Raw genomic sequence first — 22116 nt, 5'->3', positions numbered from 1 at the left:
TCGACTCCGCAGCCTCGTGGTGGGTCGGCATGAAGTCGTGAGCCCTGATCCCCAACTGGGCGCTCGCCATGTCACGGTGGTGGATGCCTCGGTGATGGTTCAACCTATGGGCGCTCTGTACAACTACGGCCTGACCCATCCCGACTTCAATCTGAGCGGGTGGAACCTCGTCATCGACGTGGGCGGTGGCACCATCGACTTCCTTGTTGCCCGTGACAAGGCTCCCAACTACGAGCGGTCCGGTGCTCATCCGGAATCAATGCTGGCCTGCGCTTCGGCCGTGGCCAAGATGATCAACCCAAGCCTGCGCGGCCAGTACAGCATCATCCAAGAAATCGACACCGCGATTCGCGAGCGCAAGGAGACGATCCGGATCTCGGGTGTGGAATATGCGATGTCCGACTTCTCTGGAGCCATCAGCGACGTGCTGCGCGGGGGCTACGATGCGATGCTGGACACGATCGGTGCTCTGGAGGACTTTCACAGCATCCTGGTCTGTGGTGGTGGTGGTGGGGCTGTGTTCTACGACTTTCTGCGCGAACACCACCCGGAGCTGCGCCCTCGCCTTCGCATCGATGCCGGCGCGGCCTTCTCGAACGTGCGGGGATTCCAGATCGTCGCCGAGTACACCCAGCGCATGGGCAGTGCGAACCGTTGACCCGGAGAGCAACGAGCATGGCTACATCCAAAGAAGGAACTGGCGTGCGGGTGCGCCTTCGCTTTCCAAAGGACGCCGATGGCCTGATGGAGCATCTGGACGGGCTGGACCCATCGACTCTCTCGAACGCCGTGTACCAGCTGGCTTATCTTGGGTGGCTGTTCAGGAAGGATATGTTGCGAAACGGGGGAATCTCCTCACCGCAAGCGCCGGTCACACCACATCGGTCAGCGGTAGATTCCGCCGAGGCGAGCGCGGCGTCTGTACCGGCAGCGAGCGTGGTGAACAACGAAACCGACGAAGCTGAACTCAACAGTTTCGGACGGATGTTCGGTGAGACCTACAAACTGGCGGCGCACTAGACGCAAGCGCGATCTGAGCATGAAAGGGGGCTGACAAATGTCGGCCCTTTTTTTCGTTTGAAGCACCCTTGACACGAGCTTGATACGTGAGAACCTAGTTTCAAGCAAACCGAAAGAGAGGACAAAAATGTCTTACCTGGCCGAAATCGATATGACCGTTGCAGACTTCCGCGAGCACTACGCTCCCGTCGAGGCCGCCGCCAAAGAGCCTCACTGGCTGCTGGGGAGCCTTTACGGCCGCGATCTCTTGAAGATCAAGCTGCACATCAGCCGCCCCGAGGTGGTGGTGTCGGAGTGGAAGCACGCCGCCCACCTGGACCCGCTTCTGGAGGACATGGTCGACGAGCTGGGACTGCGGGACATGCCCGAGCCCAAGACCTTCGGCCAGCGGCTGGCGTATGTGAAGACGGTGGCCATGATGACGTTGGCCGTGAAAAAGAACATGGCGCTGCCTGAGTGGCGCTTGAACTCTTGATAGGGGAACGAAATGGAATCTTTGCTGATTTTGTGTGTGGTGGGATTCGTGATCTTCCTTGCACTCAAAGGGATTGCAAGTGGGATTGGTGGCGGTGATGAAGACGAAGAAGGCTCCAGCGGCGGGGGGCGGGCCGTTACCCACAACCACGGCAGCATCGACCAGTTCGGGAACCATGATGACTGAAGCGTGTTCTGTGAGTTCATCTGCAATGGCGTTGGCTCAGGAGCTTGCGTCATTGCTTCCAGCTATCCGCGAGGGATTGTTCAACCCCTACGCCACGCCTCACCCACTGGACGCAAACAGCAACAACCCCCAGGCGAAACTGGCTCGCTTGGGAGCCCATTTGGATTGCGATCCAGAGGTGATCTGCGTTGGTGAAGCGCCAGGGTATCAGGGCTGCGCTTTGTCAGGCGTCGCATTCACCTGCGAGGATCAAATACTCAGCGGCGCGATTCCTCGGGTGGCGCGTTTGGCATCAGGTAGCTGACGCCACCGAGTTGGTTGTGGCTGGTCTCGCCCGTGTAAGTGACGAACTTGGAGGTCCGGATGTTGCGGCCGATATGGCTGCCCACCACAGTCTTGATCCAGTTGCGGGCTTGGTCTTTGACGTTCATGGTTTTTCCAAAAAAGAAAAGCCGGGAGCCTCGAAAGCCCGACCGGGCAATGAGTGCACCCGGCGGGTTGGTTGAAGTTGGCACCGCAGGGGTGCCGATGTATGGCGTGGCCGTCAACGGTTGAGATTGTGGTTCAGAGCTCCAGGCTTGTCGCCTGAATCGGACCACCCGTGGTTGTCGTGGTCAGCGCTTCAAGCCAGTCACGGCAGTACTCCTGACTGTTGCAGTCCTTCGCCGCACGGACCTGTACTTCGGCTGTGCAGCGACAGCCGTCGGTCGTGGTCACGAGCTGGGTAGACGCTGGCTGGCACGAAGCCGTCATCGACTCACCCGTCAGCGTTACGGCAACAACAACGGCTATTAAGGGGGCTGCAGTCATCCAGCCCCAGCCCGACCAGTACCGCGCCGGTCAGTACGGCTGCGTCGGGGGGTGAACCAACCGACGAGGCTCATGACGAGGTCAGGCGTCGGCATGAGAGATCTGCACGTTCATTTTCCGTATCATTTCCTTGAGGCGATCTGGATCAATCGCCACGTCCCGAGCCCGCCGTCCCGCCCGCGCTCAGGGGCTGGCCCCAAGCGTCTTCAAACAGCACATCGTCCAGTGCCGTTCGCTGTGCCCAGCGCTGTTGCTGGAGCATGGGGTCATCATAAAAATGGCGGACCGGGCCAATGCACAGCAGCGCGACGGGCTCTGCGCCTTCGGGCATACCCAGCAATGAAGCCACCGCCACCGGGTCGAACATCGAAACCCAGCCCATGCCCAGGCCCTCGGCGCGCGCGGCCAGCCACAGGTTCTGTATCGCGCAGGCGGTCGAGGCGAGGTCCATGTGCGGCAAGGTTCGCCGGCCGAACACATGCTGTTCACGGCCCTCGGACAGCGCCACCACCCAGACCTCGGCCGCGTCCATCAGGCCTTCGACCTTGAGGCGCAAAAACGCATCCATGCGCTCTCCCAGCGCCGTGGCGGTTTGCTGCCGCTCCTGCTCCACCAGCGCCTGCAACTCGGCCCGCAACGCGCGCGTGGCTACCCGCAGGAAGCGCCACGGCTGCATGAAGCCCACGCTGGGCGCATGGTGCGCGGCCATGAGCAGGCGGCGCATCACAGCCGGCGCAACCGCACCGCCGGCAAAGTGGCGCATGTCGCGCCGCTCGAAAATGGCGCGGTAGACGGCCTCCTGCTGAGCCGGCGAAAAAACGTGCTCCGGGGCCGTCGCCCCGGTCAGGTCGGTGTCTGCCGCGGCGGCTTGCACGGCCGGACTTTCAACGGCCCGCGTCATGATTGCTTTCAGCGGATGAACGGGTCGGTGGCAGGCGGCACAGGATGCCGCTGCGCAAAAGGGCAGGGCGGGCATCGCGGGGCAAGTTGCCATCGGGCGCCCGAAAATGCATCACGGCGCAATCCAGCAGTTGCCGGGCAGCGTCCTCTGAGGGGGTCAGGTCGCCAAATTGGAAGCTGTGCTTGCCAGGAGCCTGAAAAGCCACCGTGCAGGCGCGCGAGCAGCCGGCCGTGCACGCCACCCCTCGCACATGAATAGCGGCCCACTCGGGCTGATCGCCGAAGGCCTGTGCGGTTTGCACGGCTTCCAACAGAATGTCACCTGCAGCGCGCTGATCTCGCGTGTTCTCCGCAGGGCGGCAGGTGGTGCAAATGATGAGCTCAGTCGTGCTGAGGTCGGTTTTTGGAGTCATTGTGTGTCAGTGGTGGGTTGGCGCAACTCGGCGCCCCAGGCCTGTGCCCAGGCCCTGCAGCGTCCGAGTGGGCGAGGAGAGTTGTCGAAATCGACGATGACGATGTGGTCAGCCGCCGTAGGTGCTGCTGGTTGCTCCAGGCTGCGCCCGTCGGTGAGTAGCCACAGCAGGCGGCGCCCATTGCCGTGGCGCCGCCGATGCGCCAGAAGTTCGGTCTGCGCCTGACCCAGCGCTGCCGCCAGGGGCGTACCGCCACCCCCGCCCAGCGGCCGAAGCCGCCCCAACGCCGAGCGCCGCGCCTGGGTGGGCGACAGTACGCATTGCACCCCCTGTCCCCCGAACAGCAGCAGTCCGACCTGGTTGCCGGTACGGGCCGCGTCCTCGATAAGGCGCGCCGCGAAACCCTTGGCTCGCGCCAGACGACCGCCTTGCCGCATGGAGCCGGAATTGTCCAGCGCGATCAGGTGAAGCGTCGACATGTCAGCGGGGCGGTGTTCGCGCTGCAGATGGGACCGCTGCAAGGCGGCGGGCCCTTTGCGCAGCAGGGTGCGACACCAATCGATTCGCCCTGGCGTGTGGGCCGATGCCTGCATCGCGTTCTGCGCCAGTTGCGGCCTTGCGTATGGGTCAATGGAGAACCACCGCCGCAGTCCGGGCACCGTGGAGGCGCGGCCTGCGGGGTGGCTCAGGCTTTTTTTGCGACAGGCCCTCCAGTGGTTCGAACCGCTTCCCAGCCTTCAGCCTGCGCCGGCAGTGCGCCCCAGTCCCCGGCGGCACTCGTCAATGAATGATCTGCCTGCGATCCGGCACTGCCCGCCCCTGAGGGGCCGCTGGTCGTGCGGGGGGGCGCCGCAGCCTGCTGGGCCTGGGGAGCCGGCGCCATCCGGCGGTGGCACAAGGCCCATTCGGCCACGGTGTCGACATCCGCCGGCGTCACCTCGAACCGACCCGCCAGCACGGCATGGGCCCGGGCCGCCTTCAGCAGCACTAGGTCACCGCGCACACCGTCCACGGCGGCCTGCACGGCCAGCGCGGTGGCGTGCGTCAGCACGGCATCGCTCCAGTCCACCGCAGGTAGCGCTTCTCGCGCGGCTGCCATCCGGGACACCAGCTCGGCCTGCGCGCTGGCTGTGCGCTGCATCAATGCCTGCGGATCGAGGTCAAAGTCCAAGCGGGCACGGACGATCGACTGGCGCAGCGCATGATCGGTGGGATTTTCCAGCACCACCGACAGGCCAAAGCGGTCCAGCAACTGGGGGCGCAACTCGCCCTCTTCGGGGTTCATGGTGCCGATCAGCACGAAGCGGGCCGCATGCTGGCGCGAAACGCCGTCACGCTCGATCGTGTTGATGCCGCTTGCCGCCGCGTCAAGCAGGGCGTCCACCAGCGCGTCGGGTAAAAGGTTGACCTCGTCCACATAAAGGACGCCGCCGTGCGCACGAGCGAGCATGCCAGGCGCCAGGCGCACGAGGCCGTCGCGCAGTACGTGTTCGAGGTTGAGTGTGCCCACCAGTTGCTCAACGGTGGCCGCGAGCGGCAGGCTCACGAAGGGAGCACCCGGCAACAAAGCCGCCAGTGCGCGCGCCGCAGTCGATTTGGCCGTGCCGCGTGGCCCGCTGATCAGCACGCCGCCGATGCCGGGGTCTACCGCCGCCAGCAGGAGCGCCTGCCGCAGCCCGGCGTGGCCGATCAGCGCAGAAAATGGGTACATCACATCGTTGGCGTCCTGCAGTTCGTGGGACGTGTTGTGTGCGTTGAATGTCTTCATTTCGTGGGTCCTTCGCCCTGAGTTTCGAGCCGGTGTTCCAGTGCCAACAAGGTCTGTTCGATGCGCTCCCGATGCTCGCCGGGTTCCTGCCACATACCACGCTGCATGGATTCAAGCAGGCGTTCGCCCATGCTGCGTAAGGCCTGGGGGTTGTGTTGTTCAAGAAAGGCGCGGTTGACAGGGTCGTACACGTAGGCATCGGCCACAAGCGCGTACTGGTGGTCCCCCACCAGGCCAGTGGTTGCGTCAAAGCCGAAAAGGGAGTCGACGGTGGCAGCCATCTCGGAGGCACCCTTGTAGCCGTGGCGTTGCACACCCGCGATCCACTTGGGGTTGACCACGCGGGCCCGCACCACCCGCGCCAGTTCGTCACTCAGGCTGCGGATGCGCGGCGATCCAGGTGTGCTGAAGTCGCCGTGGTACATGGACGCCGCCTTGCCGCTCAGGTGTTGTACCGCGGCAGCCATGCCGCCCTGGAACTGGTAAAAGTCACTTGAATCCAGGATGTCCTGTTCCTGGTTGTCCTGGTTCTGCAGCACCACATCGAAGCCGCCCACACGCCGCTCGAAGCTGGCGCGCGCCGCCGCACCGTGTTCGTCCTGGCCGTAAGCAAAGGCGCCCGCACGCAGGTAGGCCTGGGCGATGTCACCCGGCGCTTCCCAGCGCCCACTGTCGATGACGTCTTGCACGCCGGCGCCGTAGCCGCCCGGCCGCGGGCCGAAAACACGCCAGCTGGCCTGCCTCTGCGAAACCTCTTCGGACATCCCTTGGGAACACGTATCGGCCGCCTCGCGCTGCACGCGAGCACGCACTGGATTCACGTCGTCGGGCTCGTCTTCTAGCGAGATGGCCGCCACCGCCTTAACCGCCGTGTCGAACAGGTCGATCAGATTCGGAAAAGCGTCGCGAAAGAAACCCGAGATGCGCAAGGTCACGTCCACCCGAGGACGGTCACGTATCGCCATCGGGAGCACCTCGATGTCCACTACGCGCTGGCTGCCCGGCGCCCACTTGGGCCGCACGCCCAGCAGTGCCATGGCCTGGGCGATGTCTTCGCCGCCAGTGCGCATGGTGCTGGTGCCCCAGACCGAAAGCCCGATCGACGCTGGAAACCCGCCGTGGTCCTGCAGATGGCGCTCGATCAGCCGCTCGGCCGCCATTACGCCCATGGCGTAGGCGGTGGGTGTAGGCACCGCGCGCGTATCGATTGCGTAGAAATTGCGGCCGGTGGGTAATACGTCCGGCCGTCCGCGCGATGGCGCGCCGCTCGGTCCGGGGGGGATAAAACGGCCTCGCAAGCCGCGCAGCAGCTGGGTCATTTCCTGCTCGCCGCAGGCGTCCAGCCGGGGGCCGAGCCGCTCCTGCAGCTCGTCCATCACCTGCGCGGTGAGCGGCCACTTGGCGCGGTCCAGAGGTTCGCTGCCGTCCACCAGACGGCTGGCCAATCGCTCCAGCCGATCACGGGTGTGGCCCGCATGGCGCCAGGCTTCGTTTCCTAAGGCTGCCAGTACCGGTGGGCGCGACTGGGTCCAGTTATGGTTCCAGTTGGGGTCGAGCGGGTCGAATCCGTCCAGCCGCAGGTCGGCTGACAAGGCTTGCAACAAGCTGGCTTGTCTCTGGCCTTTGCCGCGTGGAAACCGCACCAGAGCAAGTAGGGTATCGGTCCGCAAACGCCCTTGAGGCGACAGACCGAACACGTGCAGACCGTCCCGGATCTGTGATTCCTTGATCTCGCACAGGTAGGCGTCCAGCCGTTCCAGCAGGCGCTGGCGTGCGGCTTCGTCGGCGGGCGCCTCAAAACCCAGGTCGGCGTGCAAGCCGTGGCGCAGCACTTCCTCCAGAATGGTCTGGCGCAACCGAGTGGCGCGGCGTGGGTCGAGCGACAGAGCCTCGTAGTACTCGTCCATCTGCCGCTCCAATACCTGCAGCGCCCCGTAGGTTTCGGCCCGCGTCAGCGGCGGCATCAGGTGGTCGATGATCACCGCCTGCGTACGCCGCTTGGCCTGGCTGCCTTCGCCCGGATCGTTGACGATAAAAGGGTACAGGTGGGGCAGCGGCCCGAAGATCGCATCTGGCCAGCAGCCCGCACCCAGCGCCACGCTCTTGCCCGGCAGCCACTCCAGGTTGCCGTGCGTACCCACATGTACCAGCGCATCGGCGCCCCAGACGCGGCGCAACCAGAAGTAAAACGCAAGGTAGTTGTGCGGGGGCACAAGGTCGGCATCGTGGTAGCTTGCGACCAGGTCCAGGTCGCGCCCGCGGGCCGGCTGCAGGCCGACGAAGACCTGGCCGACGCGCAGGCCCGGCACCATGAAGCGGCCGCTGCGCAACAACGGATCTTTCTCGGGTGGTCCCCACAGCGCGTTGACCTCGGCCTGCTGGTCAGGGGGCAGGGCTTCAAAGTCAGCCAGGTAGTCGGCCATGGAGAGGCTTTGCCCGACGGGGCGATGGTCGTTGGCGTCCACTTTGTGGGTTACGCCCTCGATCAGTCGCGCCATTAGGGCGTCGCCGTGTGCGGGCAGCTCGCCCGTTGCATAGCCTTGGGCCTGCAGCGCGCCTAGGATGCCCACCACCGAGGCCGGGGTGTCCAAGCCCACGGCATTCGCCAGGCGGGCGTCGTCGCTGGGGTAATTGGCCAGCACCAGGGCCAGGCGCTGATCGGCCGCCGGCTTGCGGCGCAGGACGCACCAGCGCCGGGCAAGCTCGGCGACGAATGCAATCCGGTCGGCCTCTGGCTGGTAGCGCACTACATCCACCTGCGAGCGCTCGCAGCGCCAGGCCACGCCCTTGAAGCTGATGGCCCGGGTGCCGATGCGGCCGTCCACTTCGGGCAGCACCACCTGCATGGCCAGGTCGCGCGGCTGCAGGCCGTGCGGATCGGCCTGCCACTGCTCACGCGCGCAGCCGGCGGTGATGAGTTGCAGCACCGGCGCGTCGCCGGCGAGCAGTGGAGCGTCCACGCCGTCGGCGCCATCGTCGCCCATGGCACCGACTGCAAAGCTGGTGGCATTGAGCACGACATCGACCGAGTGCTCGGCAGCCAGGGCATGCACGGCCGCCAGTGACGAGGGCGACTTCAGCGAGTCCAGCGCCAGGGCCAGCGGGTTGACGCCCTCGCGGTGCAAGGCCATCATCAGGGCGTCGAACACCGCTGTATTGCCCGTCTGCGCATGGGCCCGGTAAAACAGCACGAGGGCCACCGGTGCACCATCCAGCCAGGCCGGTGGCAGGGCAGGAAGGTAGCGTGCGACGGGCGGCAAGGGCTGTGGCAGCGCGGGCAAAGACCCCCGCCCCAGCGCGCGGTACGCGATCAAGTCAAAAAAGGCGCGGGCATTGTCGCGACCGCCCTCGCGCAGGCATTGCCACAGAAAACGGCTGTCCTCCACTGCTGCTGTGCTGCGCAACAGCAACTGTGGGTCCTCCAACTGCTCGCCCGAAAACATGGCCAGCCACTGGTCGTGCTGGCGAGCCAGCGTCGTCGCCTGTTCCACCACATAAGCCCAGTCCGCTGGTGCGCCCAGGTGGTCGATCACCACGACACGGGCGTGGCGTAGCACGTCGTCAACGTACATGTCGGTCGATGCGGGCTGCCGCAGCCACATCAGATTGGCCAGGCGCACGGTCGGGAAATCTGGCGGCAGCGCCGCCACCGCTTCTGCCAGCAGGGACAACGTGGTGTCGGCCACCGTAAGAACCACGATGTCGGCGGGCGTTTGCGCGACGCGCACCACGCCCAGGCCAGCGTCTTCCACGTGGCCGCCGGGTCGGGTAGACAAAAGATGCATGTTGGACCTTGGGGGCGCGGCGTCAATCCACCGGGTTCATGGCGCCCGGGGCGGCGTGTTCGTGCCGGACAACGCGGCGCGAACGCCGGGCGCCACCCAGCGCTGGAACGCCAGGCCTCCCACCAGCCCCATGCAAAGCCAGAACGACAGCGCAACCCAAGTGGTTGCCAGGATGAACTGGTGACCCAACTGCTCCAGTGAGGCATGAGCTTCAGGGCCAAAGCCCGCGAGTGCATCGCCTCGCGGCTTGGGCGCTCCCACCACGTACGGCAGCACGAGCAAAGCCGCCACCGCCAGCCAGCGCCAGGGACTGCGCACAAATGCAGCGATGGCGCAGGCACCCGCTGCGCACCCCACCGCCAGCGTCCACCATATCTGTCGGGCCTGCAGCGGGCCCGCCTGCATGCCGGGAACCTCGGCGTGCAGCCCCAGGGTGGGCCACAGGTGAAAGCTCACCCAGCCGGCCGCCGCCACCAGACCAGCGACACGCAACGAAGCGCTCGCCGTCAGGCAGGACGTGTCCTGCCGAGAAAACCAGAAGCCCATCGCTGCAAACACCAGCAATGCCATGCTAAAGGCATGCAGGATGTTGGCGACCCACGTCCAGCCAGTGCGCTCGACGCCGTTCTCGGGCGCCCATTCCTCGGCAGCACCATGGTCGTGCGCCGGGCCGGCTTGGCCCTCGCCATGCGCGTGAGCGGTAAGCGCTGCGCCTGGTGGGGATACCTCTGCCTTTTGGTCCTCGTACACCTCGGCCGCCAAGATCAGCGGAGCGGCCTGCCAGCGCTGCACACCGGTTTGGAGACTGCCCACCACCACAGCGGTAGTGAGCGCTGCCCAGATCAGCTTTTGAAAAAGCATGTTGCTCTCCTTGGTGCCAACAATTCAGTGGCAGGGCTTAACAGTGATGTGTCGGACATCGTGCGCGGCGTTGTGGGCCAGCGGGCTCTCAGCGAAACCCACGCCATACAGAACCACCAAGCCGAGTGCCGCCGCTGCCAGCAAGGGGCGCAACACAGTCCGGGCCGGTTCGTGGGTATAGGAGGGTCTGTGGGTCTCGGAGGTCAAGTCGGGCATAAAAAGTCCTTTCAAGGGTGGAGTGGAGGGAAAAACGCACGGGATAAGTGCTACCGGGTCAATTCGGCCTGGAGCTCAGAAAGCAGGCCGGCGGCGTCCAGGTGGTCGCCGATCAGGACCAGGCGGGTGGCACGCGGCTCGTCGGCGCGCCAGGCGCGGTCGAAATAGCTGTCAAAGCGCTGGCCCACCCCCTGCACCACCAGGCGCATGGCCGCACCGGGCAGCGCCACGAAGCCCTTGACGCGGTAGATTTCATGGCGCTGCACCAACGCCATCAGCGCCGCGAGCAGCCTGGCACGGTCGGTCACGTTCAGCGCTACCGACACGGAGTCGAAGGCGTCGTGGTCATGGTCTTCGTCGTCGTGGTGGGTCTTGCGCTCGTCAATGACATCTTCCACCGCACGCTGCAGGCCCAGCAGTACGTCCAGCGGCACATCGCCATGCGAAGCGCGCACCAGCTTCACACCGGCCGGTGCTTCGGCGCGGACGGTGGCTTCGACGGCCTCGAGCGCCACCGCGTCCATCCCGTCGACCTTGTGCACGATGACCAGATCGGCCGTGGCCAGCTGGTCTTCAAACAGCTCGTGCAGCGGCGAGTCGTGGTCGAGATTCTCATCGGCACGGCGCTGCGCATCCACAGCCACCGGGTCGTCCGCGAAATCACCGGCGGCCACAGCGGGCGCGTCCACCACGGTGATGACTGCGTCCACGGTGAAGGCGTTGCGCAGCGCAGGCCACTGGAACGCCTGCACCAGCGGCTTGGGCAGTGCCAGGCCCGAGGTCTCGATCACGAGGTAGTCGATTTGGTCGCGACGGGCCGCGAGCAGCTCCATCACGGGTGCGAATTCTTCTTGCACCGTGCAGCACAGGCAGCCGTTGGCCAGCTCGAACAACTGGCCGTTTTCTTCGCCGTTCTCATCGCAGCCGATGCCGCAGCCTCGCAGCAACTCGCCGTCGATGCCAAGCTCGCCGAACTCATTGACGATGACCGCGATGCGGAGACCCTGCGCGTTGGTGAGCAGCTTGCGCAATAGTGTGGTTTTGCCACTGCCCAGAAAACCGGTGACGATGGTGGCGGGGATTTTCTGGAGATTCATGAGGGGCCTGTTGATGAAATGGGTGAAAGATCAAAGCAAAGAGCGGGTGTGCGGAAATGACGACGCCATCAGTCCTCGATGCCGCGTTGCGCAGGCACACCGGCATTGAAATGGTGTTTGATGAGTGTCATCTCCGTCACCATGTCGGCCAGCTCGATCAGCTCGGCCGGTGCGTTGCGCCCAGTCAGCACCACCGTCACCGACGGGGGCCGTTCGCGCAGACAGGTCAGTACCGTCTCCAGTGCGATCCACCCATATCGCAGCGGATACATGATTTCGTCGAGCACCACCATGAAGTGCTCTCCGGTCCGCACGGTTGCCTCGGCCTTGGCCCAGCCGGCCTGCGCCAGTTCTGCAGAATGATCGAGGTCGCGGCTTTTCCAGCTGAAGCCATCGCCCAGCCCCTCGATGGGGATGCCCAGGGACTCAAACAGGCGGTGCTCTCCGAAACGGGCCGTTGGCACCTTCATGAACTGGTAAACCTTGACTTTTTTGCCCCGGCCGTGGGCGCGCAGCGCCAGCCCGAACGCGGCCGTGCTCTTGCCCTTGCCCTTGCCGGTGTGCACCATCACCAGCCCACGGCGCTCGCCCTGGGGCTTGGGGGTGTCACGGTTGATAGGCGGTGTTTCAATTTGCATGATGGGTGTGGGCCGGGCCCGTTCGCTTGAGCAGATAGGTGTCCATGATCCAGCCGTGTTGTGCCCGCGCCCGTTCACGCTCGCGCACGATCACCGGCCCCATCTCGGCCAGGTTGCCACTGATGCACAACTGGTTGGCCATGCCCAAGTAAGCACCCCACCAAATGTGCAGACCCGCCGGCGCCAAGGTCTGGAAGGCGCACTGGCCGTCCAGCATCACCGCCACGGTATCGGCACTCTCGGGCCAGCCCAGCTCGCGCAGCTGCCGCCCGGTGGTGATCAGCACGGGTGAGTTGATGTCGTTGAGCGCGATGGCGTGCGCCGCCGTGAGGGCCTGCAGCGCCGTGATGCCTGGCACCACATGGGTGGTCAGCTCGGTCCGCAGAGCCAGCCGCTGGGCAATGCGCAGGCTGCTGTCATACAGCGAGGGGTCGCCCCAGACCAGCAGCGCCACCCGACCGCCATCGGGCAGGTGCCGGCCGATGGTGTCTAGCCAGGCGGCGGCGATGGCGTCGTGCCAGCGGTCGACCGCTCCTAGGTAGTCGGTGTCGGCACCTTCGCGCACCGGCATGTCGAAGGTCGCGATCACGGCGCCGTCGTTGGTGATCAGTTCCCGGCACAGGCTCAGGCGCAGGGCCGCCAGTTCGGCCTTGTCCTCGCCCTTATGCGGTATCAGGACCAGCTGGGCTTTGTTGAGGGCCGCAGCACCCTGGCGGGTAATGTGGTCCGGATGGCCCGTGCCCATGCCGATCAGGCTCAGCTCGAGTTTCATTCGGCACCTTCGGGGAAACGCGCATCAGCGCCTATCGGGCGGTAGCGGCGGTCGTAGTCGGCCGCGTACAGGCGACTGTGGCCGAAGTCCTGCGCGCCCAGGTTGTGCCCGACCACGATGAGCGCAGTTCGGTCGATGCCTTCGCCCATGGCCGCCTCGATGGTCGAGAGGCTGGCCCGTACCACCCGTTCGTCAGGCCAGCTGGCGCGCCAGACCACGGCTACCGGGCAGTCGGCGCCGTAGTGGGGCAACAGCGTCAGCACCACGTCGGACAGCACATGGATCGACAGGTGGATGGCGAGCGTGGCCCCGGTGATCGCAAAGTGGGCGAGGGCTTCGCCCTCGGGCATGGGCGAGGCGCGGCCGCTGGTGCGGGTGAGCACCACCGACTGGCTCATGCCCGGCAAGGTGAGCTCGCAGCCCAGCGTGGCAGCCGCCGCCGCGAACGAGGGCACACCCGGCGTGACGGTATAGGAGATGCCCGCCTCACGCAGGGCGCGCAACTGCTCGCCCATGGCAGACCACATTGAAAGGTCGCCAGAATGCAGGCGTGCCACGTCCAGCCCCTGCTCATGCGCACTACGCAACTCGGCGACGATCTGCTCCAGTGAAAGGGGCGCGGTGTTGACGATGTGCGCGCCGGGCGGACAGTGCGCCAGCACCCCCTCAGGCACCAGCGAGCCGGCGTACAGGCAAACGGGACTGGCGGCAATCAGGTCGCGCCCGCGCAGGGTGAGAAGGTCGGGGGCACCGGGTCCAGCGCCTATGAAGTGAACGGTCATGGTGCAGTGTGCTCAGGCTTGTAAAGGGCGATGGCTGCGGTGGCGGTGCCGTCGGCACTGATGTGGCGGCGCGATGCGAGCACCGCGCCCTGGCCCGCAGCCGCCAGGGCGGCAGACTCGGCGAGGCTCTGGAACCCGTAACGTGCGGGTGCATGTGGGCTGGGCTGCGTGCTTTGGGCGCGCACCTGGGCCAGCGGCACGGATGCAACCGGTAAACCCAGCTCGGCCGCGAGCTGGGCCAGGGCGGGGTGGCCGCATTTGTCCTGTGCTGTTGCCAGTGCCTGCAGCAACATTGGGACGTGTTGATCGTGTTGTGCCGACTGCACGGCCTGCTCCAGCACCTGGCGCAGCGCATGGCAGGAGGTGTGATGGCGAAAGCCCAGGCCGGCGACGACTCTCATCACAGCCGCACGCTCCACTGAACCACCGGACGTGACGGTTGCCAGCTCAGCATGCGCCCCAGTGGCTGCGCCTGTGCAATGGCCACCTGCAGCAGCTCGCCGCCGTGCCGGACGAGCAACTCTTGCAGCAATGACTCGGTTTGCAGGGTGACGCTGTTGACCACTAGGCGCACACCCCGGCCTGTCGAAGTGGCGATGGCGTCGAAGATGGCGCGGTCGAAACCGCCCCCAACGAAGACGGCATCGGGCCGAGGCAGCGCGGACAGACACTCCAGGGAATTACCGGTTTGCACATGCAGCCGGTTTGACAGCCCGAACTGTTCTGCGTTGTGCCGGATATTGTCCGCGCGCTCCGCCTGCTGTTCGACAGCGTGCGCACAGCCGCCAGCCAGGCACCATTCCACCGAGATCGAGCCGGATCCCGCGCCCAGGTCCCACAGGCGTTCGCCTGGGCGCGGCGCCAGGGCGCGAAGCGTCAGCGCGCGGATTGTGGATTTCGTGATCTGCCCGTCGTGGACGAACAGTTCATCGGGCAGGCCGCTGGAGGCGGGCAGGCCCGGCGGGCCTTGGTGCAGATCCATGGCCAGCGCCAGCGGCGCCTGCAATTCGGGCAGGTTCGCCGCCGCCAGGCGGAACGCACGGACGCGCTCAAGCGGGCCGCCCAGGCGTTCCAGCGCCCATCCGCTCGCGTCGCCAAAACCTTGAGCGCTGGCCAGCGCGACCAGCGCGCGCAGCGCCTCGGCGTCGCGCACCAGGCAGACCAGGCGTTGACCACGGCGCAGCCAGGGCCGTACCGTGCTCAAAGGCGCGGCGTGAAGACCCAGGCACTGCACGTTCTCCAGTCGCCAGCCGAGTTTGGCAGCGGCGCGCGAGAACGTGGAGGGCGCGGGATAGGCGATCCATTCATCGGTTTGCAGGTACTGGCAGACGCTGCCACCGGCTCCGAACCAGAACGGGTCTCCCGAGGCGAGCAAGGCCATCGGCTGACCGCGAAGGGCCAGCAGGGGCTGAAGGTCGAACGGCACGTCCCAGGTGGTGCCACGGTCGTTCACTTGCGCCAGCGCCAGGTGGCGTGGCGCGCCGAAAACGTGGTGGGCGCTGGCTAGTGCGGCGCGGCTAATATCGCTCAGTCCTGCCAGCCCGTCCTCCCCCAAGCCAATGATCGACAGCCACGGTTCAGCCATGCGACGTGTCCTCCTGCTGGGTGGCACCACCGAAGCCAGCCAGCTGGCACAGGCATTGGCCACGGCCGGCGTGCCCGCTGTTTTTTCTTACGCTGGGCGAACCCATGCGCCCGTGGCGCAGCCCTTGCCCACCCGTGTGGGTGGCTTTGGCGGTGTGGCCGGGCTGTGTGATTGCCTGCAGGCCGAGGCCGTCACTCATGTGATCGACGCCACGCACCCTTTTGCTGCCCAGATGAGTCGCCACGCGGTGCAGGCCTGCGCCGAAATGGCGCTGCCCCTGCTGGCACTGGAGCGCCCGGCCTGGCAGGCACAGGCCGGTGACAAATGGCAGCACACAGCCGATATGGCCGGCGCATTGGCAGCCCTGCCCGAGCGCGCGGCCCGGGTGTTCCTGGCGATTGGCCGGCAGCACGTGGCGCCTTTCCTCGAAGAGACCCAGCACTGGTACCTGTTGCGGCTGGTCGACCCCGGTCTGACACTCCCAGAGGGCCGGGGCGCCGTGGTCATAGACCGCGGCCCGTTCACGCTGGACCATGACCTGGCCCTGATGAAGCGACACCGCATCACCCATGTGGTGGCCAAGAACGCGGGTGGGCAGGGCGCCCGGGCGAAGCTGGACGCCGCGCGGCAACTGGGCTGCACGGTCATACTGATTGATCGCCCGCAGTTGCCTGAGCGCCCCACCGTGAGCACGGTTGAGGATGCGCTGCGTTGGCTGGGTGTGCAAGCCGCTCATGAGGCCGAACGAGGGGTGTAGACAAAACGTCCCACGCGCCGCGTGGTGGAACTGCCCACGATGACCAAGGTGCGCATGTCGGCCATTTCGGGCCGTGCATCGCACAGGGGCACGCTCAGCAAATGCTCATGCGGCGTGCTCACGGCCCGCGCAAACACGAGCAAGCGAGTGGGCTCGCAGGTTTCGCGCAGCACTTGCAGCACCTGCTCAAAGGTGTGAGGCCGGCTGGCCGAGCGGGGGTTGTAGAAGGCCATGGCCATGTCGGTGCCGGCGGCTGCGCGCACGCGCTTCTCGATCAGTGCCCAGGGCTTGAGGTTGTCGCTCAGGTTGATGGCGCAGAAGTCATGCCCCAGGGGTGCGCCGGCCCGCGCGGCCGCGGCCAGCATGGCGGTGATGCCAGGCAGCACGCGGACGTCCAGAGCCTGCCAGTCCTCGCGCCCCTCCATGGCCTCGAACACGGCGGCGGCCATGGCGAACACACCTGGGTCGCCCGAGGACACCAGCACCACGCGGGCGCCTTGGGTGGCCAGCGCCAGCGCGGCGCAAGCCCGGTCAAGCTCTTCGCGGTTGTCGGACGGGTGCAGGCGCAGCCCGGGGCGCGCGGCCACGCGTGCCACATAGGGGATGTAACCCAGCACATCAGTGGCATCGGCCAGTGCTTGGCCCACGGCGGGCGTGAGCATGGCTTCGTCGCCCGGGCCCAGGCCCGCAATGCACAGCCAGCCGCTCATTCGGCCATCTCCGGCCGCCGGCCCTGGCCATGCACCAGCACGATGGCGAAATACGGGCAGACCTCGTCGGGTGTGTCGGCCAGGCGCGCCATCTGTTGCTGGGGCATTGTGCCGTGCTGTACCAGCCAAGCCTGCTCGAGCCGGCCAGCGCGTGCCAAGGCACGCCGCACACGCGGCAGATTGCGGCCGGTTTTCATGACGACGATGGCGTCGGCTGCCTGCATGCGCTCGACCAGAGTGTCTTCGGGTAGCGTGCCCATCAGCACCGTCATCACGTCGTCGCCCCAGGTCATGGGTTGACCGGTGACCCACCAGCACCCCACCATGCCGGGGATGCCCGGCACCACCTCCACCTCTGCGCGGCCTTGCAGCCGGGTATAGAGGTGCATGAAGGACCCGTAAAAAAAGGGATCGCCTTCGCAAAGCACCACGATGTCCCGCGTCCTCGCCAGCTCAGTCAGGCGCGCCGCCCATTCGTCGTAGAAGCGGGCCAGGCACTCGATGTAGGCCGGGCTGTCGAAAGGCAGCTCGGTGGTGACCGGGTACTCCATCGCGTATTCCATCGCGCCTGGAGCCAGCAGCGCATTCACCATCTTCCGTGCCTGCCCGGATCGACCCTTCTTGCGGAAGAAGGCGACGTGCTGCGCGGTGCGCACCAAACGGTCGGCGCGTACGCTCATCAGATCCGGGTCGCCAGGTCCCAGGCCGGCGCAGATGATGCGGCCCATCAGATCTCCTGCTCGCTGGCCAGCGCATTAACGGCGGCCACGGTGATGGCCGAGCCGCCCAGTCGGCCGTGCACCACAAGCGACGGTGCGGCATTCGAAGCCATCAGTGCCGCCTTGGACTCGGCCGCGCCCACGAAACCCACCGGGCAACCGATGATGGCGGCCGGTCGCGGGCAGTTCGGATCCTGCAGCATATTCAGCAGATGGAATAGCGCCGTGGGGGCGTTACCGATGGCTACCACGGCCCCGGCGAGGTGCGGGCGCCAGAGTTCCAGCGCAGCGGCGCTGCGGGTCGTGCCCATCTCATGCGCCAGCGCGAGGATCTGCGGGTCCTGAAGAGTGCAGATCACCTGGTTGTCCGAGGGCAGGCGCTTGCGCGTGATGCCCTCGCTGACCATGCGCGCGTCGCACAGGATGGGCGCGCCTTCCTGCAGGGCCTCGCGTGTGGCTTGCGCCATGCCCGGCGTGAACGCCACGTGCTGTTCCAGGCCTACCAGGCCGGCCGCATGAATCATGCGGACCACGGCCAGTGCCTCGATTGGCGTAAAGCGGCCAAGAGCGGCTTCGGCGCGAATGATCGCGAAAGACTGGCGATAAATGGCGTCGCCATCCCGTTCATAGCGGTGCAGCATGGGCCGTTTCTTCTCTCAATCGTTGTTCGAGGGCCGCACGGTCCAGCCCATGGTAGTCCGGCAGGCTGGCAGCGGTGCCGCGCCGGATGAAGTCCCACCCATGGTCCGTGGCGACCACCGTGGTGGCAAATTTCGGATGGGCGCAGCCTTTGGGACACCCCGAGACGTGCAGCAAGTGTCCCGGGGCCACCGAAGGCGCCAGCGCCAGCGCCAGGTCACGGGTGGTACCGCGTGCCTGCGCACAGCCCGGAGCGCCCGTGCAGGCGGCGGCCCGCAGGCGCGCATCGCCCGGATCGGTAATGAGTTCGGCGCAGGTGGGCAATCGGCTTGCGCTTTCGACGAGCAGGCTGCGCCACGGAGTCAGCCGCAAAGCGCCGCACGCGCCCAGCGCCGCCAGGGTCTCGGCCTGCACGAGACCAAAGACCAGACCCACGATCTGCCCTGCGAGTTGGGGCCCCGGCCCGGGCGCGGGCAGCGCGCGGTCAGGCACCGGCGTTGGTCGCCACTCTGGCGGCAACCCGCGCTGTCTCACAAGGGCGGCCATCCGCCCACGGCCTGCAGGTGCACCGCCAGCGTCCAGGAACCAGCGTGACAGGGCCAATGCATGCTGTGGCGCCGCCCACGGCGCGACGACCAACCCACCATCGGCCCCATCGGCATAGACGATGACGCCATCGACGTGGCGCTCGAGCCGGATATCTGCATGGGTGTTGCGCATGCAGGGCGCAATGCCGGTGTCGACCACGAAGCCGAACTTGGCTGGTAGTTCAGGCACATCCCTGCCGGCAAGCAGTTCGCCCAGCTGCAGGGCCAGGTGGGGCGTGACATCGCCCTCGGTCCACAGCGGGTTGACCTGCACGTTGCGCCGAGCCTCGGACGAGACGTCTTCGTCGACCAGCCCCAGCGTGCACAAGGCATCGAGCAACTCAGCGTGCCGCCCGGGATCCACGCCGCGCATCTGCAGGTTGGCCCGGTTGGTCAGCTCCAGCATCGGGTTGGCGTACTGCCGCGCCAGTGCGGCGATGCCTTGGGCCTGCGCCATGCTCAGTCGCCCGGCTGGTGGACGGATGCGTATCACCAGCCCGTCGCTGGCTGCCATGGGCCGCAAGGTGCCGGGGCACCAGCCCTTAACCTGCACAGCGCCATCGCTGCGAAGTGAAGTGAGGTCGGTCATGGATTGGCGCGTCCCGCTTCACGCAGATTGGAAATGGGGGCTCAGCTGCACCGTCTCACCGATGATGAGCAATCCAGGCTGAGGACCATACGCAGGGGCGGTGGCGGCCAGCCGGCGAAGGCCGCAGGCCTGCACCGTCTGCGACGCGCGAGTACCGTCACGTATGACCGCCGCCGGGGTGGTAGGCGACAGTCCATGTGCGATCAGTTGTTCTGCAATCTGTGGCAACCGCTGGATGCCCATGTAAAACACACGTGTCTGCCCGGGGCGAGCCAGCGAACGCCAGTCGTGCGTGGCCTCCGCGTCGGCAAGATGGCCGGGCAGGAATACGCAGCTGGTCGACAGCTCTCTGTGGGTCAGCGGGATACCTGCAGCGGCTGAGCACCCGTTGGCGGCCGTGACCCCCGGCACTATCTCAAACGCAATACCAGCGGCCTGCAAGGCCTGCACTTCTTCCCCACCACGTCCGAAGACGTAGGGATCACCGCCCTTGAGCCGCACTACGCGCCGCCCCTCCCTCGCGTGCTGCACCAACAAGGCGTGAATGTCCTCCTGAGGGATAGCGTGATTACCCAGGGCCTTACCCACATACACACGCTGCGTTCCAGGGGGAATCCGTTCCAGCACTTCGGATGAAACTAGTCGGTCGTACATCACCACCTCCGCGGCCTGAAGGCGGTCCAGCGCGCGCAAGGTCATAAGGTCAACCGGACCAGGGCCAGCGCCCACGATAGACACCCAGCCAGTGCGCTGCAACTCATCCATGGCCACGGCCCGTCCAGATCGCGTGGTTTCGTCCACGAGCCGCCAATCCCAGCAAGTACCACATCAGGCTGTGATTTAAAGCCGGGGCTCGACCCAAGGTGAGCCTTTGAGGCGGTGTAGTTGCTTGGCCAGTGCCAGCACGGCCAGGTCTACCAGCGGCTCCAGTAACAAGCCCATGTAGGCCACGCCAAAGGTGCCGATGCTCGGCAGGTTTGCAGCACCTAAACCCTGGCCTTAGACGGCCCATAGGCCCGGCCAGACCACGATGCCGCCCTGTTACGTCAACGACAGCTTCAAGGTCTGAGCGTGTCGGTTGGACGGGGCTGACGTTGCGCGGCGTGCTCGAGCTCATGCCAAAGTACCCGGTGACAGCAAGGCGGCAGCTGCCGCCGGACTGGATGCCATCCAGGCATGGAAGTAACTGGCGCGCACGGCGCCGTGCTGATACAGCGCTTCTCCCGTTCCCGCAGCGCAACTGCGGCCGGGGTCCGTGCGTTTTGTTGGCTGCAGTGCTGTTTCGCAGGTCGAGTAGTGAAAGGTATGGCCGCGTAAAACCCCGGCAGACAGCGCCAACTGCTGCATACCCAGCCCCGCTAGCCGTGGCTGCATGCGCACTAGCCCGGGCAAGAGGCCCCAGGCTGGGTGGTGATTTCCTTCGGTGTCCACGATTGCGTCGAACAACGCCATCATGCCGCCGCACTCAGCCCAAAGGGGCCGCCCCTGCGCCACATGAGCCTTCAGGCTGTCGCGGCACGTCAGACTGTCGGCCAGAGCGTGCGTGTGCAGTTCCGGGTATCCGCCGGGTAGCCATACCGCGGCGCAGGCGGGCACCGGCTCGTTGGCCAGCGGCGAGAAAAACACCAGCTTCGCGCCGAGCTCACGAAGCGTGTCTAGGTTGGCGGCGTAAATGAAGCAGAAAGCAGCATCACGCGCCACCGCTACGGTCTGACCCGTCAGCAACCTGGGTGTGGGCTGCATTTCAGGCGGTGAGTCGAACGCCACCGACCAGCGCTGTAGGGCCTCGGCATCCATCTGACCCAGGGAGGTGTGCTGGAGTGCATCGGCGGCCGCATCCAGGCGGGCTAGCGCGTCAGGCAGTTCGCCCGCGACGGTCAGTCCCAGGTGACGCTCCGGCAGCTTGAATGCGGCGTTGCGCATCACCGCCCCCAGCCAACTCGCTGGTGCTATCGCGTCGCCGGCTGGCAACGCAGCCTGCAGCAGCTGCGCATGCCGCGGGCTGCCCACGCGGTTCGCTAGCACCCCGGCCCAGGGCAAGCCCGCACGGTAGTGCTGCAGGCCAAAGGCCAATGCACCAAAAGTTGCAGACATAGCCGACGCATCGATGACCGCCAGCACTCGCAAGCCGAAACGGCGCGCCAGGTCCGCAGCACTTGGCTCCCCGTCAAACAGGCCCATGGCCCCTTCGACAATCACCAGATCGGCGTCCTGCGCAGAGGCGTACAGGCGCGCCCGTACGTCGTCCTCGCCGGTCATCCAGAGGTCCACGTTGTGCACCGGCTGGCCAGTCGCCAGTTCCAGCCACATCGGGTCCAGAAAGTCCGGCCCACACTTGAATGCCCGCACCCGCCGGCCCTGCCGCGCATGCAAGCGCGCAAGTGCAGCGGTGACCGTGGTTTTACCTTGCCCAGAGGCCGGCGCGGCGACCAGGATCGCAGGGCGGTGGACCCGGGTTACCACCGGGTGCAAGCCAACCACATCACTGCGGGGTCCGCATGCAAAGGACTTGAAGCCATAGGCGAGAAAACACAAGCAGAAGCCCTCACCGCCTTCCCCGACAGTGCTTGAGCGTAAAAGTGGACTGCCTGTTGCCAGACGCACCACCACCTTGTTGGCCGGTATCCGGGCTGACAGAACAACCTTCATCGCCTTCCCAGACAACAACGTGTGTCGTCCAGTGGCTGCGTGATGAAAGCGGAGTGGCCCGATCTGCGTCGGGTCTCTCGTCTGCTTACCGTTGCGGGGGCAGCGCAGGTTAGGTTCGTCCTTGTGGACTCGCCCTCCTGCTTCCCGTTGAACTGCGG

At 66.1% G+C, this 22116-nt stretch carries 25 protein-coding genes and 1 riboswitch; of the genes, 5 read left to right on the top strand and 20 right to left on the bottom strand.

The genetic code is table 11. The features are described from left to right. Positions 1-106 precede the first annotated feature (106 nt). From IV113_RS10940 to IV113_RS10925, 4 genes are all read left to right on the top strand, one after another. Positions 107-658 (top strand): hypothetical protein, encoded by a 552-nt coding sequence (locus tag IV113_RS10940; protein ID WP_291084445.1) that lies wholly within the window; start codon positions 107-109, stop codon positions 656-658. Positions 659-675: 17 nt separating this feature from the next. Then, the gene (locus tag IV113_RS10935; RefSeq protein ID WP_291084442.1) at positions 676-1020 is read left to right on the top strand and encodes a hypothetical protein; all 345 of its coding nucleotides are present in this window, start codon (positions 676-678) and stop codon (positions 1018-1020) included. 127 nt (positions 1021-1147) lie between these two features. Continuing rightward, positions 1148-1495 (top strand): hypothetical protein, encoded by a 348-nt coding sequence (locus tag IV113_RS10930; RefSeq protein ID WP_291084439.1) that lies wholly within the window; start codon positions 1148-1150, stop codon positions 1493-1495. A gap of 12 nt (positions 1496-1507) precedes the next feature. Next, positions 1508-1681, top strand: coding sequence for a hypothetical protein (locus tag IV113_RS10925; RefSeq protein ID WP_291084436.1), 174 nt, complete (start codon positions 1508-1510; stop codon positions 1679-1681). A 257-nt stretch (positions 1682-1938) separates the two neighbouring features. Here the strand turns inward: IV113_RS10925 and IV113_RS10920 are convergent, their stop codons facing one another. The 14 genes from IV113_RS10920 to cbiT form a co-directional block, all read right to left on the bottom strand. After that, the gene (locus tag IV113_RS10920; protein ID WP_291084433.1) at positions 1939-2112 is read right to left on the bottom strand and encodes a hypothetical protein; all 174 of its coding nucleotides are present in this window, start codon (positions 2110-2112) and stop codon (positions 1939-1941) included. Between the two features lie 524 nt (positions 2113-2636). Next, on the bottom strand, positions 2637-3392 hold the full coding sequence (gene bluB / locus IV113_RS10915) for a 5,6-dimethylbenzimidazole synthase (protein ID WP_291084430.1): 756 nt from the start codon (positions 3390-3392) through the stop codon (positions 2637-2639). Then, entirely contained in the window at positions 3376-3804 is a 429-nt protein-coding gene (locus tag IV113_RS10910) for a DUF1636 domain-containing protein (RefSeq protein WP_251710145.1), read from the bottom strand. Before IV113_RS10910 ends, bluB begins: the two co-directional genes overlap by 17 nt. After that, positions 3801-4283: a VWA domain-containing protein gene (locus IV113_RS10905; protein ID WP_291084425.1), complete on the bottom strand. Its 483-nt coding sequence runs from the start codon at positions 4281-4283 to the stop codon at positions 3801-3803. The genes IV113_RS10910 and IV113_RS10905 overlap by 4 nt, the downstream gene beginning before the upstream one ends. Before the next feature lie 206 nt (positions 4284-4489). Further along, positions 4490-5572: an AAA family ATPase gene (locus IV113_RS10900; RefSeq protein ID WP_291084422.1), complete on the bottom strand. Its 1083-nt coding sequence runs from the start codon at positions 5570-5572 to the stop codon at positions 4490-4492. Continuing rightward, positions 5569-9357: a cobaltochelatase subunit CobN gene (gene cobN, locus IV113_RS10895; protein ID WP_291084418.1), complete on the bottom strand. Its 3789-nt coding sequence runs from the start codon at positions 9355-9357 to the stop codon at positions 5569-5571. Before cobN ends, IV113_RS10900 begins: the two co-directional genes overlap by 4 nt. Positions 9358-9393: 36 nt before the next feature. Beyond that, complete coding sequence (locus tag IV113_RS10890) at positions 9394-10218, bottom strand: CbtA family protein (RefSeq protein ID WP_291084416.1); 825 nt, start codon at positions 10216-10218, stop codon at positions 9394-9396. A 24-nt stretch (positions 10219-10242) separates the two neighbouring features. After that, positions 10243-10434 (bottom strand): CbtB domain-containing protein, encoded by a 192-nt coding sequence (locus IV113_RS10885; protein WP_291084413.1) that lies wholly within the window; start codon positions 10432-10434, stop codon positions 10243-10245. Positions 10435-10484: 50 nt separating this feature from the next. Continuing rightward, the gene (gene cobW / locus IV113_RS10880; protein WP_291084410.1) at positions 10485-11531 is read right to left on the bottom strand and encodes a cobalamin biosynthesis protein CobW; all 1047 of its coding nucleotides are present in this window, start codon (positions 11529-11531) and stop codon (positions 10485-10487) included. A 68-nt stretch (positions 11532-11599) separates the two neighbouring features. Next, positions 11600-12169 (bottom strand): cob(I)yrinic acid a,c-diamide adenosyltransferase, encoded by a 570-nt coding sequence (gene cobO, locus IV113_RS10875; RefSeq protein ID WP_251710151.1) that lies wholly within the window; start codon positions 12167-12169, stop codon positions 11600-11602. Further along, positions 12159-12941, bottom strand: a complete 783-nt coding sequence (gene cobF / locus IV113_RS10870; RefSeq protein WP_291084406.1) for a precorrin-6A synthase (deacetylating) — start codon at positions 12939-12941, stop codon at positions 12159-12161. Before cobF ends, cobO begins: the two co-directional genes overlap by 11 nt. Further along, positions 12938-13723: a precorrin-4 C(11)-methyltransferase gene (gene cobM, locus IV113_RS10865; protein WP_291084403.1), complete on the bottom strand. Its 786-nt coding sequence runs from the start codon at positions 13721-13723 to the stop codon at positions 12938-12940. The genes cobF and cobM overlap by 4 nt, the downstream gene beginning before the upstream one ends. Next, positions 13720-14124 (bottom strand): cobalamin biosynthesis protein, encoded by a 405-nt coding sequence (locus IV113_RS10860; RefSeq protein WP_291084400.1) that lies wholly within the window; start codon positions 14122-14124, stop codon positions 13720-13722. The genes cobM and IV113_RS10860 overlap by 4 nt, the downstream gene beginning before the upstream one ends. Beyond that, positions 14124-15308, bottom strand: coding sequence for a precorrin-6Y C5,15-methyltransferase (decarboxylating) subunit CbiT (gene cbiT, locus IV113_RS10855; RefSeq protein ID WP_291084397.1), 1185 nt, complete (start codon positions 15306-15308; stop codon positions 14124-14126). The genes IV113_RS10860 and cbiT overlap by 1 nt, the downstream gene beginning before the upstream one ends. Here cbiT and IV113_RS10850 point away from each other — a divergent pair. Continuing rightward, entirely contained in the window at positions 15307-16065 is a 759-nt protein-coding gene (locus IV113_RS10850) for a cobalt-precorrin-6A reductase (RefSeq protein ID WP_291084395.1), read from the top strand. The two genes, cbiT and IV113_RS10850, sit on opposite strands and share 2 nt — an antisense overlap. Here IV113_RS10850 and cobJ read toward each other — a convergent pair. The 6 genes from cobJ to IV113_RS10820 all read right to left on the bottom strand — a co-directional run bounded on the left by cobJ (position 16041) and on the right by IV113_RS10820 (position 21772). Then, positions 16041-16775 carry a precorrin-3B C(17)-methyltransferase gene (cobJ, locus tag IV113_RS10845; protein WP_291084392.1) on the bottom strand — a complete coding sequence of 245 codons (735 nt, stop codon included), beginning with the start codon at positions 16773-16775 and terminating at the stop codon, positions 16041-16043. The genes IV113_RS10850 and cobJ overlap by 25 nt on opposite strands. Beyond that, positions 16772-17503, bottom strand: coding sequence for a precorrin-2 C(20)-methyltransferase (gene cobI / locus IV113_RS10840; RefSeq protein ID WP_251710158.1), 732 nt, complete (start codon positions 17501-17503; stop codon positions 16772-16774). Before cobI ends, cobJ begins: the two co-directional genes overlap by 4 nt. Further along, positions 17503-18132, bottom strand: a complete 630-nt coding sequence (locus IV113_RS10835) for a precorrin-8X methylmutase (RefSeq protein ID WP_251710175.1) — start codon at positions 18130-18132, stop codon at positions 17503-17505. Before IV113_RS10835 ends, cobI begins: the two co-directional genes overlap by 1 nt. After that, on the bottom strand, positions 18119-19309 hold the full coding sequence (locus tag IV113_RS10830; RefSeq protein ID WP_291084385.1) for a precorrin-3B synthase: 1191 nt from the start codon (positions 19307-19309) through the stop codon (positions 18119-18121). The genes IV113_RS10835 and IV113_RS10830 overlap by 14 nt, the downstream gene beginning before the upstream one ends. Positions 19310-19327: 18 nt before the next feature. Further along, a complete protein-coding gene (gene cobA / locus IV113_RS10825) occupies positions 19328-20074 on the bottom strand; it encodes a uroporphyrinogen-III C-methyltransferase (protein WP_291084382.1) in 747 nt (248 codons plus the stop codon). Positions 20075-20422: 348 nt separating this feature from the next. Then, positions 20423-21772, bottom strand: a complete 1350-nt coding sequence (locus tag IV113_RS10820; RefSeq protein ID WP_363318609.1) for a cobyrinate a,c-diamide synthase — start codon at positions 21770-21772, stop codon at positions 20423-20425. Positions 21773-21907: 135 nt separating this feature from the next. Next, a riboswitch (cobalamin riboswitch) is annotated at positions 21908-22116 on the bottom strand. This riboswitch is flagged as partial in the annotation.

It is taken from the genome of Hydrogenophaga sp., assembly GCF_018780385.1.
Taxonomy (GTDB): Bacteria; Pseudomonadota; Gammaproteobacteria; order Burkholderiales; family Burkholderiaceae_C; genus Hydrogenophaga.
The sequence above is the reverse complement of the archived record's forward strand: the minus strand, read 5'-3'. Positions and strand labels throughout refer to the sequence as shown.

What these genes read in the sequence shown, in the direction of transcription:
- IV113_RS10940 (WP_291084445.1), top strand. Translation starts at nt 107, where the DNA reads ATGGGCGCTCTGTACAACTACGGCCTGACCCATCCCGACTTCAATCTG.
- IV113_RS10850 (WP_291084395.1), top strand. Translation starts at nt 15,307, where the DNA reads ATGCGACGTGTCCTCCTGCTGGGTGGCACCACCGAAGCCAGCCAGCTG.
- cobF (WP_291084406.1), bottom strand. Translation starts at nt 12,941, where the DNA reads ATGAAACTCGAGCTGAGCCTGATCGGCATGGGCACGGGCCATCCGGAC.
- cobA (WP_291084382.1), bottom strand. Translation starts at nt 20,074, where the DNA reads ATGGATGAGTTGCAGCGCACTGGCTGGGTGTCTATCGTGGGCGCTGGC.
- IV113_RS10925 (WP_291084436.1), top strand. Translation starts at nt 1,508, where the DNA reads ATGGAATCTTTGCTGATTTTGTGTGTGGTGGGATTCGTGATCTTCCTT.
- cobI (WP_251710158.1), bottom strand. Translation starts at nt 17,503, where the DNA reads ATGGGCCGCATCATCTGCGCCGGCCTGGGACCTGGCGACCCGGATCTG.
- cobM (WP_291084403.1), bottom strand. Translation starts at nt 13,723, where the DNA reads ATGACCGTTCACTTCATAGGCGCTGGACCCGGTGCCCCCGACCTTCTC.
- IV113_RS10905 (WP_291084425.1), bottom strand. Translation starts at nt 4,283, where the DNA reads ATGTCGACGCTTCACCTGATCGCGCTGGACAATTCCGGCTCCATGCGG.
- cobW (WP_291084410.1), bottom strand. Translation starts at nt 11,531, where the DNA reads ATGAATCTCCAGAAAATCCCCGCCACCATCGTCACCGGTTTTCTGGGC.
- IV113_RS10830 (WP_291084385.1), bottom strand. Translation starts at nt 19,309, where the DNA reads ATGACCGACCTCACTTCACTTCGCAGCGATGGCGCTGTGCAGGTTAAG.
- IV113_RS10910 (WP_251710145.1), bottom strand. Translation starts at nt 3,804, where the DNA reads ATGACTCCAAAAACCGACCTCAGCACGACTGAGCTCATCATTTGCACC.
- cobO (WP_251710151.1), bottom strand. Translation starts at nt 12,169, where the DNA reads ATGCAAATTGAAACACCGCCTATCAACCGTGACACCCCCAAGCCCCAG.
- cobJ (WP_291084392.1), bottom strand. Translation starts at nt 16,775, where the DNA reads ATGAGCGGCTGGCTGTGCATTGCGGGCCTGGGCCCGGGCGACGAAGCC.
- IV113_RS10900 (WP_291084422.1), bottom strand. Translation starts at nt 5,572, where the DNA reads ATGAAGACATTCAACGCACACAACACGTCCCACGAACTGCAGGACGCC.
- IV113_RS10920 (WP_291084433.1), bottom strand. Translation starts at nt 2,112, where the DNA reads ATGAACGTCAAAGACCAAGCCCGCAACTGGATCAAGACTGTGGTGGGC.
- IV113_RS10935 (WP_291084442.1), top strand. Translation starts at nt 676, where the DNA reads ATGGCTACATCCAAAGAAGGAACTGGCGTGCGGGTGCGCCTTCGCTTT.
- bluB (WP_291084430.1), bottom strand. Translation starts at nt 3,392, where the DNA reads ATGACGCGGGCCGTTGAAAGTCCGGCCGTGCAAGCCGCCGCGGCAGAC.
- cobN (WP_291084418.1), bottom strand. Translation starts at nt 9,357, where the DNA reads ATGCATCTTTTGTCTACCCGACCCGGCGGCCACGTGGAAGACGCTGGC.
- cbiT (WP_291084397.1), bottom strand. Translation starts at nt 15,308, where the DNA reads ATGGCTGAACCGTGGCTGTCGATCATTGGCTTGGGGGAGGACGGGCTG.
- IV113_RS10860 (WP_291084400.1), bottom strand. Translation starts at nt 14,124, where the DNA reads ATGAGAGTCGTCGCCGGCCTGGGCTTTCGCCATCACACCTCCTGCCAT.
- IV113_RS10890 (WP_291084416.1), bottom strand. Translation starts at nt 10,218, where the DNA reads ATGCTTTTTCAAAAGCTGATCTGGGCAGCGCTCACTACCGCTGTGGTG.
- IV113_RS10930 (WP_291084439.1), top strand. Translation starts at nt 1,148, where the DNA reads ATGTCTTACCTGGCCGAAATCGATATGACCGTTGCAGACTTCCGCGAG.
- IV113_RS10885 (WP_291084413.1), bottom strand. Translation starts at nt 10,434, where the DNA reads ATGCCCGACTTGACCTCCGAGACCCACAGACCCTCCTATACCCACGAA.